Origin of the sequence: Bacillus sp. FSL L8-0152, from assembly GCF_038006365.1 — a bacterium.
Classification (GTDB): domain Bacteria; phylum Bacillota; class Bacilli; order Bacillales; family Bacillaceae_G; genus Bacillus_A; species Bacillus_A cereus.
This window is the reverse complement of the sequence record NZ_JBBOVB010000001.1, coordinates 5566620-5587185: the sequence shown is the minus strand read 5'-3', so window position 1 is coordinate 5587185 and position 20566 is coordinate 5566620. Positions and strand designations below refer to the sequence as shown.

Sequence of the window (20566 nt, the reverse complement as noted above, 5' to 3'; positions counted from 1 at the left end):
AGGTGTCCCTCCTTTACTAAGATGGTAAAAGAATAAGGTTGCGCAACAAATGTACAACCTAATAAATATAAAATGTATATTTATACGAAACGTATTTTAAAACCTAAAAACGTCGTTTGTATATGAGATAGGGTTTTCGACAAAAAAAGCAAATGTGGACAACTATTTACCCACATGTGATTAAAACTGTCCACATGTTATACACAAATTGTGGATAAGATAAAGGTGTGGAAAACTTATTCAAAGTGAAAACACAACTATAATATCAAAAAAAAGTGGCTATAGCAATGAATTTAAGAAAGTTATCCACAAAATCAATACCTTGTGGAATAAACTTGTCCACAACACGATATACTGTGTAAAAGTGGGAAAAAAGTTTGTGGATATAAAAAACGTGAAAAAACATTTATCCACAAGGAAATATAGATGCTGTGAAAAAGTATGTGAATAGGTTCAAAATGAATATTTGATGAAAATTTCTAGAACCATTGACATTTTCCTAGTTAATTAACTATAATTTATAGGACTGTCTTTAACAGATATTCCTCAGGGAGGTGTCATATAATGAAAAGAACTTACCAACCAAATAAACGTAAGCGCAGCAAAGTACATGGTTTCCGCAGCCGTATGAGCACAGCGAACGGACGTAAAGTGCTAGCAGCTCGTCGTCGTAAAGGAAGAAAAGTATTATCTGCGTAGACCACTGATCGTTCAGTGGTCTTTTTTTCTAATAATAGTGAATTTCCGCTGATGAAATACAGGAGTGTCAATTGATATGAAGAAAAAACATCGTATAAAGAAGAATGATGAATTCCAGGCGGTTTTTCAAAAAGGAAAATCAAATGCGAATCGTCAGTTTGTTGTATACCAATTAGATAAAGAAGAACAGCCAAACTTTCGCATCGGCCTTTCTGTTAGCAAGAAAATAGGAAATGCAGTAGTTCGTAATCGAATTAAGCGCATGGTCCGTCAGGCTATTACAGAGTTAAAAGATGAGATAGATTCTGGAAAAGATTTTGTTATAATAGCAAGGAAGCCTTGTGCAGAGATGACATATGAAGAAGTAAAGAAAAGCTTAATTCATGTCTTTAAACGCTCTGGTATGAAAAGAATAAAAAAGTAGCGTAAGGAAATGAATTACACTATATACATACCGATACAAGGAGGAGTAGGCTTTGAAAAAGAAATTAGGTTTACTAGCCATGGTCGTTGCATTAATGGCGATTGCCACCGGTTGTAGTGAAACGGGTCAGCCGATTACATCGAAAAGTACTGGGATTTGGAATGAATATTTCGTATATCCACTTTCTCAGTTAATCACGTATTTTGCCGACTTATTTAACAGTAATTACGGTTTAGCAATTGTTATTACAACTCTTATCATTCGTTTTGCATTATTACCATTAATGATTAAACAAACGAAGAGTACAAAGGCAATGCAAGCGTTACAACCAGAAATGGTGAAGTTAAAAGAGAAATATAGTTCTAAAGATCAAGCAACGCAGCAAAAACTACAACAAGAAATGATGCAGTTATATCAAAAGAATGGTGTAAATCCATTGGCAGGATGTTTACCGATATTTGTTCAGATGCCTATTTTATTCGCGTTTTATCATGCGATTATGAGAACAACAGCAATTAGTGAACATACATTTTTATGGTTTGATTTAGGACAGGCAGATCCGTTCTATATCTTACCAGTTGTTGCGGCAATTACGACATTTATTCAGCAAAAGCTTGCAATGGCAGGAACAGCTGGTCAAAATCCGCAAATGGCAATGATGCTTTGGCTTATGCCGATTATGATTTTAATCTTTGCAATTAACTTCCCAGCTGCATTATCACTTTACTGGGTTGTTGGTAATATCTTTGGTATTGCTCAAATGTACTTTATCAAAGGGCCAGAGATTAAGGCTAACAAAGCTGGAGGCTCAAGCAAGTGAGTATAATTACTGCTAAAGGACAAACAGTCGAGCTGGCAGTAGAGGATGCTTTAAGGCAATTAAACACATCAAAAGATCGAGTAGATATAAATATTGTCGATGAGGGTAAAAGAGGGTTCTTAGGTTTATTTGGGAATCGTCCTGCAGTAGTAGAAGTTGTATTGAAGAAAGATCCAATTCAGGAATGTGAAGAATATTTAAGAAATGTTATTCACAATATGGGTGTGGAAGTTGAAATTAGTAAAATTGTAAAAGGACGCGAGATTGAATTTACAATTTCTGGTGATGATGTAGGAGTTTTAATTGGAAAAAGAGGTAATACATTGAACTCTTTACAGTATTTAACAAAACTTGTCGCAAATCGTAACACGAAGCAGTATATCGGTATTACACTAGATGCTGAAAATTATCGTAGTAAAAGAAAAAGTACGTTAGAATCACTTTCTTATCGATTAGCGAAACAAGTATCTAATACGAAAAAAAGAGTTATTTTAGAACCGATGCCATCTTTTGAACGAAAAATTATTCATCAGGCATTATCAAATCATCAAGGTATCAAAACAACTTCTGAAGGAAATGAACCACATCGGCATGTTGTAATATCTCCTAAATGACCGGTTGCTCAAATGAGTGCCGGTTTTTTTGAGCGAAAAATAGATGTGGATAACTAAAAAACACTAAACTTATCCACTGTGAATAAGTTTAGTGTTTTTTACATGGGGATATAATAAAATGAGTTATTCTTCTTTTGTAGATAGGTTCGTTATGGTATCCTAATAATTTAGTGAAAGAAATAATCATGTTGAAATAGAGATAAATAAGCAAGTGAGGTGAAAGGACATGGAATTTGATACAATTGCTGCGATTTCCACAGCGCTTGGAGAGGGTGCAATTGCCATTGTTCGAGTAAGTGGGGATGATGCGGTTGAGAAAGTTGACCGTATTTTTAAAGGGAAGGATTTAACAGAGGTTTCTTCTCATACTATTCATTATGGTCATATCGTTGATTTAGATACAAATCAAGTTATTGAAGAAGTTATGGTGTCTATTATGCGCGCACCGAGGACTTTTACACGTGAAAATATAGTGGAAATTAACTGTCATGGCGGACTTGTTTCAGTAAATAAAGTATTGCAACTTATTCTAGCGCAAGGAGTACGATTGGCAGAACCGGGCGAATTTACAAAACGTGCTTTTTTAAATGGACGTATCGATTTATCACAAGCAGAAGCTGTTATGGATTTGATTCGAGCAAAAACAGATCGTGCGATGAATGTAGCAATTAATCAAATGGAAGGGCGATTATCTAAATTAATTGGTCGCTTACGTCAAGAAATATTAGAAACATTAGCTCATGTTGAGGTAAATATAGATTATCCAGAATACGATGATGTAGAAGAGATGACACATAATATTTTAATTGAGAAAGCAACGCATGTTCGTTCGGAAATCGAAAAAATATTAGAAACATCAAAACAAGGGAAAATCTTACGTGAAGGTATTGCTACAGCAATTATCGGTAGGCCTAATGTTGGAAAATCATCGTTATTAAATAGCCTTGTTCAGGAGAAAAAAGCAATTGTAACTGATATTGCAGGAACAACTCGTGATGTTATTGAAGAGTACGTTAATGTGCGTGGCGTACCTCTTAAACTTATAGATACAGCCGGTATTCGTGAGACAGAAGATGTTGTTGAACGAATTGGTGTGGAGCGTTCAAAAGAAATGATGAGCCAAGCAGATTTAGTATTAGTTGTTGTCAACTATAGCGAGGCTTTAACAAATGAGGATGAAGATCTATTCCATGCGGTACAAGGAAAAGACTTTATTGTTATTGTGAATAAAACTGATTTACCGCAAGCGATTGATATGGAACGTGTTACAGAGTTAGCCGAGGGAAATCGTGTTATTACAACATCCTTAATTGAGGAACAAGGAATAGATGAACTCGAAAAGGCAATAGCTGATTTATTCTTTGAAGGAACAATCGATTCTACAGATATGACATATGTTTCTAATGCGAGACATATTGGATTATTAACACAAGCGGGACAAACAATCGGTGATGCAATTGAGGCAATAGAAAATGGTGTACCAATTGATATGGTGCAAATTGATTTAACAAGAACGTGGGAAATACTTGGTGAAATTACTGGTGACACAGTCCATGAAAGCCTAATTGACCAGTTGTTCTCTCAATTTTGTTTAGGAAAATAATATAGTGATGTTTTAGAAAGATAGAGATTATTAGGAGGAATAAACAATGGGATACAATGCCGGTTCATACGATGTCATAGTAATCGGTGCAGGTCATGCAGGATGTGAAGCTGGTCTTGCGGCAGCACGAATGGGCTCAAAAACATTAATGTTAACAATTAACTTAGATATGGTAGCATTCATGCCATGTAACCCTTCTGTTGGTGGACCAGCAAAAGGGATTGTTGTTCGTGAAATTGATGCATTAGGCGGAGAAATGGGACGTAATATTGATAAAACTCATATTCAAATGCGTATGCTAAATACAGGTAAGGGTCCAGCTGTACGTGCACTTCGAGCGCAAGCTGATAAATTCTCTTACCAACATGAATTGAAGAAAACAATTGAAGAAACACCAAACTTAACGTTGTTCCAAGGAATGGTAGAGCGTTTAATCGTTGAAGAAGGTATATGTAAAGGGGTAGTTACACAAGCTGGTGCAGAATATACAGCGAAAACCGTTGTAATTACCACTGGAACATTTTTACGTGGCGAGATTATCATGGGCGATTTAAAATATTCAAGCGGTCCAAATAATCAACAACCGTCTATTACATTATCTGAGCATTTAGAGGAGCTCGGATTTGATCTTGTTAGATTTAAAACAGGGACACCTCCGCGTGTAAACAGTAATACAATTGACTACAGTAAAACAGAAATTCAACCAGGTGATGATAAGCCGCGTTCGTTCTCTTTTGAAACAACGAAATTTATTATGGATCAAATTCCATGTTGGTTGACATATACAAGTACAGAAACACACCGTTTAATAGATGAAAATTTACATCGTTCAGCTATGTATTCTGGTATGATTAAAGGAACAGGCCCTAGGTACTGTCCTTCTATTGAAGACAAAGTAGTAAGATTTAATGACAAACCACGTCATCAAATTTTCTTAGAGCCAGAAGGGCGTAATACACAAGAAGTATATGTACAAGGTTTATCCACAAGCCTACCAGAAGATGTACAACGTGACATGCTTAGAACAATTCCAGGCCTAGAAAATGTTGAAATGATGCGCACAGGTTATGCGATTGAATATGATGCAATTGTGCCAACACAATTATGGCCAACACTTGAAACGAAAAAGATTAAAAATTTATATACAGCAGGACAAATTAATGGAACTTCTGGTTACGAAGAGGCGGCAGGACAAGGGCTTATGGCTGGGATTAATGCAGCATGCCGTTCTTTAGGTAAAAAAGAAGTTGTTTTAGGCCGCGAGGATGCTTATATTGGTGTCTTAATTGATGATCTTGTAACGAAAGGTACAAATGAACCATATCGTTTATTAACGTCTCGTGCAGAATACCGTCTATTATTACGCCACGATAATGCTGATCTTCGTTTAACTGAAGTTGGTCGTGAAATTGGATTAATTAAAGAAGAGCGATATGAGCGATTTACAAATAAAAAATTACAAATTGAACAGGAAAAGGAACGTTTAAGCAGCATTATTATTAAACCACGTCCTGAAGTTCAAGAATTAATTCGCAATATTGGCGGAAGTGAATTGAAAGATGGAATACGTGCAAGTGACTTATTACGTCGTCCAGAGATGACATATGAGCATATTCATCTTTTAGTACCAAGTGAAGTAGAATTAAGTGATGAAGTTACAGAACAAGTTGAAATTCAGATTAAGTACGAAGGATATATTGAAAAATCTTTACAGCAAGTAGAGCGAATGAAGAAAATGGAGAGTAAAAAAATCCCTGTAGATATTGATTATGACGCGATTTCTAGCCTTGCTTCAGAAGCTAGACAGAAATTGAAAGATGTTCGTCCACTTTCAATGGGGCAGGCTTCACGTATTTCTGGCGTAAATCCAGCGGATATTTCCATTTTACTTGTGTATATAGAACAAGGAAAAATTGCGCGCGTATCGAACCAATAACATAGTAAGGAGATATTGCTAGATGAACATAGAACAATTTCAATCTATGCTAGAAGAGAAGGGAATCACCCTCTCTTCTAGACAATTAGAGCAGTTCAAAATCTACTTTGAAACATTAGTAGAGTGGAATGAAAAAATGAACTTAACGGCTATTACAGCAAAAGAAGAAGTATACTTAAAACACTTTTTTGATTCCATTACAGCTGCTTTTTATTATGATTTTTCAAAACCATTCTCAATTTGTGATGTTGGTGCAGGGGCTGGATTCCCAAGTATTCCTTTAAAAATCTGTTTCCCGCACTTAAAAGTAACAATTGTAGATTCATTGCAAAAACGTATTAATTTCTTAAATCACTTAGCACAAAAGTTAGAATTAAGTGATGTTGCATTTTGTCATGATCGTGCTGAAACATTTGGGAAAAAAGAAGGTGTACGTGAATCATACGATATTGTAATGGCACGTGCAGTTGCGCGTCTTTCTGTATTAAGTGAGCTATGTTTACCACTTGTAAAAGTTGGAGGAACATTCATTGCAATGAAAGGTGCAGCAGCAAACGAAGAAATCGAAAATGGCAAGTATGCTTTAGAGGTTCTAGGCGGAGAGTTAAAAGAGATGTCTACGTTCCAATTACCGTTTGAAGAGAGTGAACGTAATATTTTATTAATCGAGAAAAAGCGCAAGACACCAAAGAAATATCCACGCAAACCGGGAACACCCAATAAATTACCTATTGAAAAATAAATCTTATTAGACGTAAGATTAAATTATATAAATGAAAACGTAAATGTTTCATAGGAAACATTTTATGGAGAATAGTCAATAGGCCTAAAAGGTGGTGGAATATGTATGAAAAATACGTTTTCTCGTTTATTTGGCTTTGGAGATAAAGAGAGCGAATTCGAATTACAAGACGAAAGCCATGAAGAGATAGATAAAAAGGTATATGAGGAAATACAAGAAATTCCGATAGTAAATATTACCCCTAACCGTTATCAACCAAGAACAGTTTTTGATGATGCGCGTATTGATGAGCTAGCATTAACGATTCGTACACATGGACTTATTCAGCCTATTGTTGTAAGGCAATATGAGGACGATAAGTATGAGATTATTGCTGGAGAAAGACGTTTTCGCGCGGCAACAAAGTTAGGTTGGGAAAAGGTTCCTGCAATTATAAAGAACTTAAATGATACAGAGACAGCTTCTGTAGCTTTAATTGAAAACTTGCAACGTGAGGAACTAACGGCAATCGAGGAAGCTGTGGCATATCAAAAGCTGATTGAGTTACATAATTTAACACAAGAAGCATTGGCACAACGACTTGGAAAAGGACAATCTACAATCGCAAATAAGTTGCGATTGTTAAAGTTGCCTGAAGAAATAAAAAGTGCATTATTAGAAAAAAGCATTACAGAACGTCATGCCCGCGCTCTCATTCCTTTAAAAAATGAGGAATTACAACTGAAGGTTTTACAGGAAATTGTGGAGAAACAACTGAATGTAAAGCAAACAGAAGAACGAATTGCGAAGTTACTAGAGGAAGCAAAACCGAAGCGTAAGGCAAAGCAAAAAGCAGTAAGTCGAGATACGAGGATTGCTATGAATACAATTAGACAATCTTTACAAATGGTTACTGAAAGTGGTTTAAATGTTAATTCTGAGGAAGAAGAATTTGATGAGTACTATCAAATTACAATTAAAATTCCAAAGAAAAAATAATAATGACGTGTTAGAGACCTTATCCTATTGGAGAGGTCTCTTTTACTATATTTTCTTGTTAAATGAAGAAGGAGTTTAGAAATAAATTTTGAAGTTTAATAAAGGACGTAAAAGAAAAAGTTTTATTTCATGTTACAATAAACGTAATTGTTACTAGAATAAGATAGAAAGGTTGAAAGTAGGTGACATCATGGGAAAAATCATTGCTATTGCTAATCAAAAAGGCGGTGTTGGAAAAACCACAACATCTGTTAATTTAGGGGCTGGATTGGCGCAAGTAGGTAAAAAAGTCCTTCTTGTAGATATTGATGCTCAAGGAAATGCAACGACTGGTGTGGGAATTGAAAAATCTGAATTAGATCAATGTATTTACAACGTTCTTGTGGAAGATGCAGATGTTCAAGGGGTTATACAGAAAACCGCAACTGAAAACTTAGATGTTCTACCCGCTACAATTCAATTGGCTGGTGCTGAAATTGAATTGGTACCGACTATTTCCCGGGAAGTACGTTTGCAAAGAGCATTACAGCCAGTTCGTGATGAATATGATTATATTATTATCGACTGTCCCCCGTCTTTAGGGTTATTAACGATTAATGCATTAACAGCAGCAGATTCTGTTATTATTCCTGTACAGTGTGAATATTATGCACTAGAAGGATTAAGTCAGCTATTAAATACAGTTCGACTTGTACAAAAACATTTAAATAAAAATTTAGCAATTCAAGGCGTATTGTTAACAATGTTGGATGCTCGTACAAATTTAGGGATCCAAGTTATAGATGAAGTGAAAAAGTATTTTAGGGATAAAGTATATCGCTCGATTATTCCGCGTAATGTACGCTTGAGCGAGGCTCCAAGTCATGGGAAACCTATTATGCAGTATGACGCTAAATCAAGAGGAGCAGAAGTATATATAGATTTAGCAGAGGAAGTGATTGCAGGTGGCTAAAGGATTAGGAAGAGGAATTAATGTGTTTTTTCCTGATTTAGATGTGAAAGAAGAGGAAACAATTCAGGAGATTATTGTAACTGAATTAAGGCCAAATCCATATCAACCGCGTAAACACTTTAATAAAGAGGCTATTCAGGAATTAGCAATTTCGATTAAGGAACACGGTATTCTACAACCATTAATTGCTAGAAAGAGTATTAAAGGATATGAAATCGTTGCAGGTGAAAGACGATTTCGTGCTGCAAAAGAGGCTGGTTTAGAAAAGGTACCTGCGGTTGTAAGACAATTAACTGAACAGCAAATGATGGAATTTGCTTTGTTAGAAAACTTACAACGAGAAGATTTAAATCCTATGGAAGAGGCAATGGCATACCAGATGTTAATGAATGAGCTAAATGTAACGCAAGAACAATTAGCGAAACGTCTTGGCAAAAGCAGACCTTACATTGCAAATTATACTCGGTTATTAAGCCTCCCTTCGTTCGTCCAAGATATGATTGCAAATGGTCAACTTTCAATGGCTCATGGGAGAACTTTACTTACGATAAAAGACGAAGAACAATTGAAGTCCTTATTGAAACGCATTGAAAAAGAAGGATTAAATGTTCGTCAATTAGAGAAAATCGTCCAAGAGATTAATCAACACGTTTCACGTGAAACAAAAAAAGTGAAAAAAGAGCGAAATATATTTTTCGTAGAACGTGAAACGTTCTTAAGAGAAAAGTTTGGCACAGATGTGAAAATTAAAGAGACGAAAAAAGAAAAAGGTAAAATCGAAATTGAATTTTTTAATAAAGAAGATTTAAATCGTATTTTAGAACTATTAGCACAGAAAAATTAAAAAGCAAACCATCTTATTATTTATAGATGGTTTGCTTTTTTTAATGCGGATAATTTTTGATCCGTCTCTTTTATACTTTGTGCGATTACATCAGCCATTTTCATGACTAAACTTAATCTTGTATTTTGAAGAACGAAAAACTCCATAAACCCATTTAGATTGACGATACCGTGTATATGCAGATCACCAACTGCAGGTAATTTCTTATTCATAGCAGCACCCGGTTTACTAGGACCCTTTCCAGTAGTGATTGACCCAATATTTTGGGACTTTCCTAAACATGCATCAACAGCAATTATAAATGCAGTAGGATGTTTTTTCTGTATATTCTGAATTTTTTCTTCTAAATTTAGTGCATGTACTGGCTCATCTAGTGTACCGAATATTTGGAGGTTTTTGATGTCTATTTGTTCAAGTTTTGTACCAACTAACGGGCCGAGTGCGTCACCTGTAGAACGATCTGTTCCGATACAAACGAGAATGAGTGGTATATTAGTTTTAATAGGAATATGGGTAAGTAAGAAATTACTGATTATCTCAGAGGCTTCTAGATCTTGGTGCATAACGTTTTGAGTTTCTTTCTCAAAAAATGGTAAGCGAAAACTTCCAATGTTCATGAAGCACCCATCCTTTTAATAAATTTTCAATATATGTTATATGGTGAGAAAAATGGAAAGCTATAAGTGCGTAATTTTTGCAAAATGTGAATGAAAACGGAAATAATAGTACTAGTATATATATATTCGTTCCATTTTATACCTGAATGGCGGGGATAAAATAGGATTAAAATCATAAAATTTTTTCAGCAATTAGAGGACTTCTGATACAATAATAAGGATAACTAAAAAGAAATTTTAGCTAGAGAGGTAGAGGTACATGGATTTATTAACGAAGTGGTTTAATTCTACGAAACAGTATTTATTAGATGCTGATCGTTGGGCTCATATTGGAGTTGCGACATTAAAAATATGTATTATTTTAACAATTGGCGCAGTTGTTGTGCGAATTGCAAGAGCGGTTGTACGAAATGCGTTTCGTATGGGGAGTCGTTCTCCAATTCAAATTTCAGAACGTCGTACAGTTACAGTGGCGAAATTACTTGAAAATATTGTAGCGTATGTTGTTATGTTCATTATGCTAATTGCGATTTTAGGTGTGTTTGATATTAATGCATCAGGTTTATTAGCGGGTGCTGGGGTAATTGGTTTAGCAGTCGGATTTGGTGCTCAAAGTTTAGTGAAAGACGTTATTACAGGTTTATTTATTTTGCTAGAAGATCAGTTTTCAGTTGGCGATTATGTTAAAATCGGTCAATTTGAAGGAGTCGTTTTAGAAATTGGACTTCGTACAACGAAAGTAAAGAGTTGGACAGGTGAAATTCATACTTTACCAAATGGAAGTATTATTCAAGTTACTAACTATTCAGTTAGTAATAGTGTAGCGTTTGTTGATGTATCTATTTCATATGAGGCTGATATTGCGAAAGCAGAACAGGTTATTGAAGATTTATTAGTAGAGTTACCTTCAAAGTATGAAAAAATGGTAACAACACCTCAATTATTAGGTGTGCAAACGTTAGCTGCATCAGAAGTTATATTACGCGTTATCGCTGAAGTAGAGCCGATGCAACATGCAGTTATTGCAAGGGCACTTCGTAAAGAGATTAAAAATCGTCTTGATTTACATGGAATTGAAATTCCATATCCACGTATGGTTTTATACAATCGTGAAGAATTGGTTAGTGGAAAAGCAATTTAGTATGGAGAGGAGTTTGAAGAGTGGAGCAAAAGGAATATAACTTGTACGATGTTGTGGAAATGAAGAAAGCACATCCATGTGGCGAGAATCGTTGGAAAATTATTCGTATGGGAATGGATATCCGCATTAAGTGCGAGGGATGTGACCATTCAGTAATGATTACTCGAAGAGAGTTTGATCGTAAGGTGAAAAAAATACTTGTGAAGCACGAAGAATAGAGGGAGAGTAACAGTTACAGTAGGTAACTGTTACTTTTTTTCGTTTGGCGGAAACTTGTCATTTTTTTCGTTACTATCTATAATGATGAAAGATTGAGACATAGGAGTGAAAAATATGGGATTAACGGCTGGGATTGTTGGATTACCTAACGTAGGTAAGTCCACTTTATTTAATGCAATTACACAAGCAGGAGCAGAATCTGCAAACTATCCATTCTGTACAATTGATCCAAACGTAGGGATTGTAGAAGTACCAGATGAGCGTTTAAATAAATTAACGGAATTAGTAGAACCGAAAAAGACTGTTCCGACTGTATTTGAGTTTACTGATATTGCAGGTATCGTAAAAGGTGCTAGTAAAGGTGAAGGTTTAGGGAATAAATTCTTATCTCACATTCGTCAAGTAGATGCAATTTGCCAAGTTGTTCGTTGTTTTGAAGACGAAAATATTACGCACGTTTCAGGGAAAGTAGATCCAATTGATGATATCGAAACAATCAACTTAGAGCTAATTTTAGCGGACTTAGAGTCTGTTGATAAGCGTATCGAGCGTGTTGCGAAATTAGCAAGACAAAAAGATAAAGAAGCTGTATATGAGCATGAAATTTTAGTTCGTTTAAAAGAGGCTTTTGAAGAGGGGAAACCGGCTCGTACTGTTGAATTTACAGAAGAGCAGATGAAGATTGTTAAAGGCCTTCATTTACTTACAACAAAAGAAATGTTATACGTAGCGAACGTAAGTGAAGACGATGTTATCGATCCTTCGGAAAATAAATACGTACAAATGGTAAAAGAATTTGCAGAAAATGAAAATTCTCAAGTAATCGTTGTATGTGCAAAAATCGAATCAGAAATCGCTGAATTAGACGAGGAAGAGAAAAAAGTATTCCTTGAAGAACTAGGTATTGAAGAGTCTGGTTTAGATCAATTAATTCGTGCAGCATATGACTTATTAGGACTTGCTACTTACTTTACAGCTGGCGTTCAAGAAGTACGTGCTTGGACATTTAAACAAGGTATGAAGGCACCACAATGTGCTGGTGTTATTCATACAGATTTTGAGCGTGGATTTATTCGTGCAGAAACAGTTTCTTACGATGACTTAATGACAAACGGTTCTATGACAGCTGCAAAAGAAGCTGGAAAAGTACGTTTAGAAGGAAAAGAGTATATCGTAAAAGACGGAGATGTTATGCACTTCCGTTTTAACGTTTAATCTAATATTTCCTAGGAAAAATAAAGATATGAGCTTGGCGAATATATTATATGTTTGCCAAGTTTTTTATGTATTGGTGAGTTGATTCATATAACTTACTATGATATAATCTAAACTCGTGAGTAATTACTATAAATTAATTGCTCCTTGCCCATTATGGGCCGTTTAGACCAAAAGGAGGTGAAAGTGTAATGAGAAAGTACGAAATTATGTACATCATTCGTCCTGGCGTTGAAGAAGAAGCTCAAAAAGCTTTAGTTGAACGTTTTGCAGGTGTTTTAACAAACAATGGTGCAGAAATCATTAACACGAAAGAGTGGGGTAAGCGTCGTTTAGCTTACGAAATCAACGACTTACGTGAAGGTTTCTACATGATCTTAAACGTGAACTCTAACGCAGAAGCGATTAACGAATTCGACCGTTTAGCTAAGATCAACGAAGACATCCTTCGTCATATCGTTGTTAAAGAAGAAGAAAAATAATTGATATATAAGGGAGAGTGGTTCGATTGATGAATCGTGTTATCCTCGTTGGTCGTTTAACTAAGGACCCTGACTTACGTTACACGCCCAATGGTGTTGCAGTAGCTACTTTTACGTTAGCTGTGAATCGCGCATTTGCGAATCAACAAGGTGAGCGTGAAGCTGACTTTATTAATTGTGTAATATGGCGTAAACAAGCAGAAAACGTAGCAAATTATTTGAAAAAAGGAAGCTTAGCAGGCGTAGATGGACGTCTTCAAACTCGTAATTACGATGGACAAGACGGTAAACGTGTATATGTAACAGAAGTTCTTGCGGAAAGCGTACAATTTTTAGAGCCGCGTAATGGCGGTGGGGAGCAACGTGGTTCATTCAATCAGCAACCATCAGGAGCTGGTTTCGGTAACCAAGGCTCTAACCCATTTGGTCAATCTAGTAATTCAGGTAACCAAGGTAATCAAGGGAACTCTGGATTTACGAAGAATGACGATCCATTTTCAAATGTAGGTCAACCGATCGACATTTCCGACGACGATTTACCGTTCTAATACAGTAAATTTGTTAGTTTTAACAAAGAATGGAGGGAAATAGACATGGCAGGACGCAAAGGTGGACGTGCGAAACGTCGTAAGGTGTGTTTCTTCACAGCTAACGGCATCACTCGCATTGACTATAAAGATGTTGATTTATTAAAACGTTTCGTTTCTGAGCGTGGTAAAATTTTACCTCGTCGTGTAACAGGGACAAGCGCAAAATACCAACGCAAACTTACAGTTGCAATTAAACGTGCTCGTCAAATGGCACTTTTACCATATGTTGGTGAATAATAGCGTATGAAATGCACAGTAGAGTCGGACTCTACTGTGCATTTTGCTATGCTTTTCTTTTTTGAAAGAGAGGTTAAAATGTGAAACAAACAAAGTTTATTACAGAAGGCGCAGCGTTATTAGCTATATATGTAATTTTATTGCTTATATCTATGTATGTTCCGATTTTAGGTACTGTTGTAACTTTTGCGTTGCCGTTACCATTTATACTATTAACGATAAGATATAAACTATCTAATGTGCTCGTGATTTTTGTAGCAGCACTTTTTGTTACTATTATTGTGAGTCAACCTATGAATTTAGTGAAGACAACTATGTTTGGATTGATAGGGATTTTTTTAGGGTATATGTATAAAACAAGAAAAAAGCCAGTGGAAATCTTAATAGCGGGGACGCTTGCATACTTAATTGGTTTTGTACTTATTTATGTTGCGAGTATAAAGTTTTTCAACATAGATATAATGAAGCAAATGCAAAGTGTGTTTAGTGAAAGTATGGTGCAAAGTGAAAAGATAGTAAGTGCTATAGGTATGCCGATTAGTAAGGAACAAAAAGAGTTACTTACACAAATGAATGATATATTACAATCGTTATTTCCAAGTATACTTGTTCTAGTTTCAGTATGTTTTTCTTGGATTACAGTGATAATATCAGGTAGTGTTTTGAAAAAGTTAAAACATGACATTATACCTTGGCCTAAATTTAAAGATCTACAATTACCAAAGAGTATTGTTTGGTATTACGTTATATTTATTTTGTTAGCAACTTTTATAAAAGTAGATCCAACATCATATTTACATATGGTATTTTCTAACCTATATGTCATATTTGCACTATTGCTTGTATTGCAAGGGCTGACATTCATTTCCTTTTTAGCGTATAGAAAAGGTTTTACTAAAGGGGTTCCTATTATTAGTTTTATTGTATGCATGTTTATTCCGATGCTGTTTCCTCTTGTGACAATCTTAGGTATAATTGACTTAGGGATTTCGTTGCGTTCTAAAATAGGGGAATAAAATAATATTCCTTATACTATTTTAATCTGTTTAACTAACTGGAAGGTGAGTTAGTTTTACTTTATAGGAGTTGTATACATGCCTGAATTTGATAAGAAACAGTGGTTTTTATATCCTGTTTATGTATTGGCATTTTTTGTGTTTGTGCTCATTTCAATTCTCTGTTATTTTCATTTAATTATGGGGATAGCTGCTTTTATCATTTTTTGTATCGTGTTCTTTATCGTTATACGATTTGAACTTAATTTTCAAAGGAATTTCGAAAAGCATACGACAGATATGATTACGAGGGTAAAGAAAGTCAGTAATGAAGCATTTAACCAAATGCCGATTGGTATTTTGTTATACAATAAGGATTACGGGATTGATTGGGCAAATCCTTATTTATCTTCATGCCTGGGACAGCATGCGTTAGCTGGATGGCACCTTTACGATGTATCAGAAACATTACTTCTTTTCATTAAAGGAGAAACTTCTGATGATATAGTCTCTTTAAATAATCGAAAGTTTCGCGTTTTTGTAAGGAAAGAAGAAAAGTTAATTTATTTCTTTGATGTAACAGAACAAACGGAAATCGAAAAGATGTATGAGGATCAACGCACTGTTTTAGCTGTAATTTATTTGGATAATTATGATGAAGTTACACAAGGATTAGATGATCAATTACGTACGAATATAACAAGTCTTGTGACATCGCGACTAAATGAATGGGCACTTAAGTATGGTGCGTATTTAAAACGTGCATCTTCAGAAAGATTCTTCGTTGTGCTAAATGAAAGTATTCTGACGCAGATGGAGAAAGGGAAATTTAGTATTTTAGATCAGGTGCGTGAAGAAACATCTAAAAGGAATATACCACTTACATTAAGTGTAGGTGTCGGATCAGGTGATTTACCTTTGTCAGAGCTTGGGGCAATGGCTCAATCTGGTTTAGACCTTGCGCTTGGGCGCGGTGGAGACCAAGTAGCTATTAAACAAGCGACAGGTAAAGTTAAGTTCTATGGAGGTAAGACAAATCCCGTTGAAAAGCGTACCCGTGTACGTGCTAGGGTCATTTCGCATGCGTTAAAGGATTTAGTATTAGAAAGTAGTAATGTCATTATCATGGGGCATAGGGCTCCTGATATGGACGCAATTGGTGCTGCGATTGGTATTTTAAAAGTGGCTCAATTAAACGAGCGTAAAGGATATATTGTATTAGATGAAAATGATTCTGATAAGGGAATTAAACGCTTGATGGACAAAGTGAAACAAAATGAGGAGTTATGGTCTCATTTTATTACTCCAGAGCAAGCGATGGAATTTGCAAATGATGAGTCGTTACTTGTTGTTGTTGATACGCATAAACCTTCTATGGTGATGGAGCAAAAACTGTTACATAAAATTGAAAATGTAGTAGTTATTGATCATCATCGTCGTGGGGAAGATTTTATTGAAGACCCATTGCTAGTTTATATGGAACCATATGCTTCTTCCACGGCAGAATTGGTTACAGAATTACTTGAGTATCAACCTAAAAATTTAAAGATGACAATGCTAGAAGCGACGGCATTGTTAGCAGGTATTATTGTCGACACGAAAAGTTTCACATTCCGGACAGGGGCTCGTACATTTGATGCTGCTTCTTATTTACGCTCACATGGTGCAGATACTGTACTTGTACAAGAACTTTTAAAGGAAGATATGGATCAGTATTTACGGGTTGCAAAAGCTATAAAAAATGCGTACATTTATAAAAATGGAATTGCGATTGCTAAAGTTGATAGTGATGATTACTACGATCAAGTGCTTATTGCGCAATCGGCAGACACGTTATTAACGATGACAGGGATTATTGCATCATTTGTTGTTGCGAAACGTGGTGAGAATCTCATTGGAATTAGCAGCAGGTCTTTAGGTGAAGTGAATGTGCAGCTAATTATGGAAAACTTAGGCGGTGGAGGGCATTTGACTAATGCAGCCACACAAATGAAAAATGTTACAGTAGATGAAGCTGAGGAGAAGCTTCGATTTGTTATTGATGACTATTTACAGGGAGGCACACAATCATGAAAGTAATTTTTCTAAAAGACGTAAAAGGTAAAGGTAAAAAAGGAGAAATAAAAAACGTACCGGATGGCTATGCAAATAACTTCTTACTAAAACAAGGATTAGCTGCTGAAGCAACAAATAGCAGTATGAAAACTTTAGAAGCTCAAAAGCGTAAAGAAGAAAAAGATGCAGCAGCAGAGCTTGAAAATGCAAAAGAGTTAAAAGAGACTTTAGAGAAATTAACTGTAGAATTAAAGGCGAAATCTGGAGAAGGTGGCCGTTTATTCGGTTCTATTACGAGCAAACAAATCGTAGATGCGATGCAAAAATCACATAAAATTAAACTTGATAAACGTAAATTTGAAATGGATGATGCAATTCGTGCATTAGGCTACACAAATGTAACAGTGAAATTGCATCCGCAAGTAACAGCGACAGTAAAAGTTCATGTTAGTGAACAATAAAAATAAATTAAGCAAGGAGGATTGCGTATGAGTGATGTACTTGCTGATCGTACCCCTCCGCATAATATAGAGGCCGAGCAGGCGGTTTTAGGTGCCATATTAATTGATCAAGATGCGTTAACGTCAGCATCGGAGTTATTGGTACCTGATTCATTCTATCGAACAAAACATCAAAAGATTTTTGAGGTCATGCTTGGATTATCTGATAAAGGAGAACCGATCGACTTAGTAATAATGACATCAGCGATGGCTGATCAAGGATTACTAGAAGAAGTTGGTGGAGTGTCTTATCTAGCAGAGTTAGCAGAAGTTGTTCCAACAGCTGCTAACGTTGAATATTATGCACGTATCATTGCTGAAAAGGCACTTTTACGCCGTTTAATTCGAACAGCGACTCATATAGTGTCGGATGGATACGAGAGAGAAGATGACGTGGACGGCCTTTTAAATGAGGCCGAGAAAAAAATATTAGAAGTATCCCATCAAACGAATGCAAAAGCATTTCAAAATATTAAAGATGTTCTTGTGGATGCTTATGATAAAATTGAACTTTTGCATAATCAAAAAGGTGAAGTTACTGGGATACCAACTGGATTTACTGAATTAGATAAGATGACGGCAGGTTTCCAGCGAAATGATTTAATCATTGTAGCAGCACGTCCGTCAGTAGGGAAAACTGCATTTTCATTAAATATCGCACAAAACGTAGCGACGAAAACGGATGAAAATGTAGCGATTTTTAGCTTGGAGATGGGCTCCGATCAGCTTGTTATGCGTATGCTTTGTGCAGAAGGAAATATCGATGCGCAAAGACTTCGTACCGGGTCACTAACTTCTGATGATTGGGCGAAATTAACAATGGCGATGGGGAGTCTTTCAAATGCCGGTATATATATTGATGATACACCGGGAATTAAGGTAAATGAGATTCGAGCAAAATGTCGTAGACTAAAGCAAGAACAAGGTCTTGGAATGGTTTTAATTGACTACTTACAGCTTATTCAAGGAAGTGGGAAATCAGGTGAGAACCGTCAGCAGGAAGTATCTGAGATTTCTCGTACTTTAAAAGGGATTGCACGTGAGTTGCAAGTGCCTGTTATTGCCTTATCACAGTTATCTCGTGGTGTAGAATCTCGTCAGGATAAACGCCCGATGATGTCTGATATTCGTGAATCTGGAAGTATTGAGCAGGATGCTGATATTGTAGCTTTCCTATATCGTGAAGATTACTATGACCGTGAAACGGAAAATAAAAATACGATTGAAATTATCATTGCAAAGCAACGTAACGGTCCAGTAGGTTCAGTGGAACTTGCATTCGTCAAAGAGTTCAATAAGTTCGTTAACTTAGAACGACGCTTTGAGGATGGGGCATAAAGGCAGTATAAAAAAGAAACACATTTCTTATAATAAGATGTGTTTCTTTTTTTATGGGGTAAAGATAAGGCTTTCATAAGGTGAAAACATAATTCTTACGAACGAAAATGATTTTTGATAAAAAAATGTTCGCTTTTTGGTTGACTTCTTTTTCGGTTTTGGTACAATTATATTGTTTGAATAGATCGTTTGAAAATTGCGGAGGTGCTTTAATAATGTCTTCAGTAGTAGTTGTAGGAACACAATGGGGCGACGAAGGAAAAGGTAAAATCACTGATTTTCTTTCTGAGCATGCGGAAGTAGTTGCAAGATATCAAGGTGGAAATAACGCGGGACATACAATTGTTTTCGGCGGAGTTAAATATAAGTTACACTTAATTCCATCTGGTATTTTCTATAAAGAGAAAATTTGTGTAATCGGAAATGGCTTAGTAGTAGATCCGAAAGCATTACTTGAAGAGTTAAAATACTTACACGACCGTGGTGTAAGTACTGATAATTTACGTGTAAGTAACCGTGCACACGTTATTTTACCTTATCACTTAAAACAAGATGAGTTAGAAGAGGCTAGTAAAGGTGATAACAAAATCGGTACAACGAAAAAAGGTATCGGTCCTGCATATATGGATAAAGCTGCTCGTATTGGTATCCGTATGGCTGATCTTTTAGATCGTGAAGCATTTAAAGAGAAGCTTGAGCGCAATTTAGTAGAGAAAAATCGTTTGTTTGAAAAAATGTACGATACAGAAGGTTTCAGTGTAGAAGAAATCTTTGAAGAGTACTTCGAATATGGACAACAAATCGCACAATATGTATGCGACACATCTGTTGTATTAAATGATGCACTAGATAACAATCACCGTGTATTATTTGAAGGTGCACAAGGTGTTATGCTTGATATTGACCACGGTACGTACCCATTCGTTACATCTTCTAACCCGATTGCGGGTGGTGTAACAGTTGGAACTGGAGTTGGTCCTGCGAAAGTTACTCGCGTTGTAGGTGTATGTAAAGCATATACAAGCCGTGTTGGTGACGGTCCATTCCCTACTGAACTTAATGATGAAATTGGTCATCAAATTCGTGAAGTTGGTCGTGAGTACGGAACAACAACTGGTCGTCCGCGCCGCGTAGGTTGGTTCGATAGCGTTGTTGTAAGACATGCGCGTCGTGTTAGTGGTTTAACGGATCTATCATTAAATTCTATCGACGTTTTAACAGATATTCCGACTCTTAAAATTTGTGTTGCTTACAAATACAATGGCGAAGTTATCGATGAAGTTCCAGCAAACTTAAACATTTTAGCAAAATGTGAGCCTGTATATGAAGAGCTTCCAGGTTGGACAGAAGATATTACTGGTGTAAAATCATTAGACGAGCTTCCTGAAAATGCACGAAAATACGTAGAACGTGTTTCTGAGTTAACAGGAATTCAATTATCTATGTTCTCAGTTGGACCAGATCGTAACCAAACGAATATTGTTCGTAATGTATACGAGGCTTAATTGATATTTTAAGAAAAAACTCATGTCCGCATGAGTTTTTTCTTATCTTTTATAAAAAAA

At 35.9% G+C, this 20566-nt stretch carries 22 protein-coding genes; 21 read left to right on the top strand and 1 reads right to left on the bottom strand.

What is annotated here, in order from left to right; all coding sequences use genetic code 11:
• Nucleotides 1-564 precede the first annotated feature (564 nt).
• The 10 genes from rpmH (at nt 565) to spo0J (ending at nt 9612) form a co-directional block, all read left to right on the top strand.
• The gene (gene rpmH, locus MHH27_RS28365) at nt 565-699 is read left to right on the top strand and encodes a 50S ribosomal protein L34 (protein WP_000831901.1); all 135 of its coding nucleotides are present in this window, start codon (nt 565-567) and stop codon (nt 697-699) included.
• A gap of 76 nt (nt 700-775) precedes the next feature.
• Complete coding sequence (gene rnpA / locus MHH27_RS28360; RefSeq protein WP_000726621.1) at nt 776-1123, top strand: ribonuclease P protein component; 348 nt, start codon at nt 776-778, stop codon at nt 1121-1123.
• A 52-nt stretch (nt 1124-1175) separates the two neighbouring features.
• Nucleotides 1176-1943 carry a YidC family membrane integrase SpoIIIJ gene (gene spoIIIJ / locus MHH27_RS28355; RefSeq protein WP_000727740.1) on the top strand — a complete coding sequence of 256 codons (768 nt, stop codon included), beginning with the start codon at nt 1176-1178 and terminating at the stop codon, nt 1941-1943.
• Nucleotides 1940-2557: an RNA-binding cell elongation regulator Jag/EloR gene (jag, locus tag MHH27_RS28350; RefSeq protein ID WP_000022795.1), complete on the top strand. Its 618-nt coding sequence runs from the start codon at nt 1940-1942 to the stop codon at nt 2555-2557. The genes spoIIIJ and jag overlap by 4 nt, the downstream gene beginning before the upstream one ends.
• A gap of 226 nt (nt 2558-2783) precedes the next feature.
• Nucleotides 2784-4160, top strand: coding sequence for a tRNA uridine-5-carboxymethylaminomethyl(34) synthesis GTPase MnmE (gene mnmE / locus MHH27_RS28345; protein ID WP_000393762.1), 1377 nt, complete (start codon nt 2784-2786; stop codon nt 4158-4160).
• A gap of 46 nt (nt 4161-4206) precedes the next feature.
• Nucleotides 4207-6096 (top strand): tRNA uridine-5-carboxymethylaminomethyl(34) synthesis enzyme MnmG, encoded by a 1890-nt coding sequence (gene mnmG, locus MHH27_RS28340; RefSeq protein WP_000541052.1) that lies wholly within the window; start codon nt 4207-4209, stop codon nt 6094-6096.
• Nucleotides 6097-6118: 22 nt separating this feature from the next.
• Nucleotides 6119-6838, top strand: a complete 720-nt coding sequence (gene rsmG / locus MHH27_RS28335; protein WP_098235885.1) for a 16S rRNA (guanine(527)-N(7))-methyltransferase RsmG — start codon at nt 6119-6121, stop codon at nt 6836-6838.
• 105 nt (nt 6839-6943) lie between these two features.
• A complete protein-coding gene (gene noc, locus MHH27_RS28330; protein ID WP_000799016.1) occupies nt 6944-7816 on the top strand; it encodes a nucleoid occlusion protein in 873 nt (290 codons plus the stop codon).
• 190 nt (nt 7817-8006) lie between these two features.
• Nucleotides 8007-8768: a sporulation initiation inhibitor protein Soj gene (soj, locus tag MHH27_RS28325; protein WP_000516114.1), complete on the top strand. Its 762-nt coding sequence runs from the start codon at nt 8007-8009 to the stop codon at nt 8766-8768.
• Nucleotides 8761-9612 (top strand): stage 0 sporulation protein Spo0J, encoded by an 852-nt coding sequence (spo0J, locus tag MHH27_RS28320; RefSeq protein ID WP_078400658.1) that lies wholly within the window; start codon nt 8761-8763, stop codon nt 9610-9612. Before soj ends, spo0J begins: the two co-directional genes overlap by 8 nt.
• Before the next feature lie 20 nt (nt 9613-9632).
• On the opposite strand, the gene yyaC is transcribed toward spo0J, so the two are convergent.
• The gene (gene yyaC, locus MHH27_RS28315; RefSeq protein WP_001020709.1) at nt 9633-10229 is read right to left on the bottom strand and encodes a spore protease YyaC; all 597 of its coding nucleotides are present in this window, start codon (nt 10227-10229) and stop codon (nt 9633-9635) included.
• A gap of 259 nt (nt 10230-10488) precedes the next feature.
• Between yyaC and MHH27_RS28310 the strand changes: the two genes are divergently transcribed.
• The 11 genes from MHH27_RS28310 to MHH27_RS28260 all read left to right on the top strand — a co-directional run bounded on the left by MHH27_RS28310 (nt 10489) and on the right by MHH27_RS28260 (nt 20506).
• Nucleotides 10489-11370 (top strand): mechanosensitive ion channel family protein, encoded by an 882-nt coding sequence (locus MHH27_RS28310; protein ID WP_000365115.1) that lies wholly within the window; start codon nt 10489-10491, stop codon nt 11368-11370.
• A 20-nt stretch (nt 11371-11390) separates the two neighbouring features.
• Nucleotides 11391-11588, top strand: a complete 198-nt coding sequence (locus MHH27_RS28305; RefSeq protein WP_000435486.1) for a DUF951 domain-containing protein — start codon at nt 11391-11393, stop codon at nt 11586-11588.
• Between the two features lie 115 nt (nt 11589-11703).
• Complete coding sequence (gene ychF / locus MHH27_RS28300; RefSeq protein ID WP_000524670.1) at nt 11704-12804, top strand: redox-regulated ATPase YchF; 1101 nt, start codon at nt 11704-11706, stop codon at nt 12802-12804.
• 191 nt (nt 12805-12995) lie between these two features.
• On the top strand, nt 12996-13286 hold the full coding sequence (rpsF, locus tag MHH27_RS28295; RefSeq protein ID WP_001233781.1) for a 30S ribosomal protein S6: 291 nt from the start codon (nt 12996-12998) through the stop codon (nt 13284-13286).
• 26 nt (nt 13287-13312) lie between these two features.
• Nucleotides 13313-13834: a single-stranded DNA-binding protein gene (ssb, locus tag MHH27_RS28290; protein WP_002094213.1), complete on the top strand. Its 522-nt coding sequence runs from the start codon at nt 13313-13315 to the stop codon at nt 13832-13834.
• Between the two features lie 45 nt (nt 13835-13879).
• Complete coding sequence (gene rpsR, locus MHH27_RS28285; protein ID WP_000918873.1) at nt 13880-14113, top strand: 30S ribosomal protein S18; 234 nt, start codon at nt 13880-13882, stop codon at nt 14111-14113.
• A gap of 80 nt (nt 14114-14193) precedes the next feature.
• The gene (locus MHH27_RS28280) at nt 14194-15129 is read left to right on the top strand and encodes a YybS family protein (RefSeq protein WP_340944800.1); all 936 of its coding nucleotides are present in this window, start codon (nt 14194-14196) and stop codon (nt 15127-15129) included.
• A 78-nt stretch (nt 15130-15207) separates the two neighbouring features.
• Nucleotides 15208-17181, top strand: a complete 1974-nt coding sequence (locus MHH27_RS28275; protein WP_001113779.1) for a DHH family phosphoesterase — start codon at nt 15208-15210, stop codon at nt 17179-17181.
• Nucleotides 17178-17624, top strand: a complete 447-nt coding sequence (gene rplI / locus MHH27_RS28270; RefSeq protein ID WP_000864223.1) for a 50S ribosomal protein L9 — start codon at nt 17178-17180, stop codon at nt 17622-17624. Before MHH27_RS28275 ends, rplI begins: the two co-directional genes overlap by 4 nt.
• Before the next feature lie 27 nt (nt 17625-17651).
• The gene (dnaB, locus tag MHH27_RS28265; protein WP_001286147.1) at nt 17652-19001 is read left to right on the top strand and encodes a replicative DNA helicase; all 1350 of its coding nucleotides are present in this window, start codon (nt 17652-17654) and stop codon (nt 18999-19001) included.
• 215 nt (nt 19002-19216) lie between these two features.
• Entirely contained in the window at nt 19217-20506 is a 1290-nt protein-coding gene (locus MHH27_RS28260) for an adenylosuccinate synthase (RefSeq protein ID WP_000100230.1), read from the top strand.
• Nucleotides 20507-20566 lie beyond the last annotated feature (60 nt).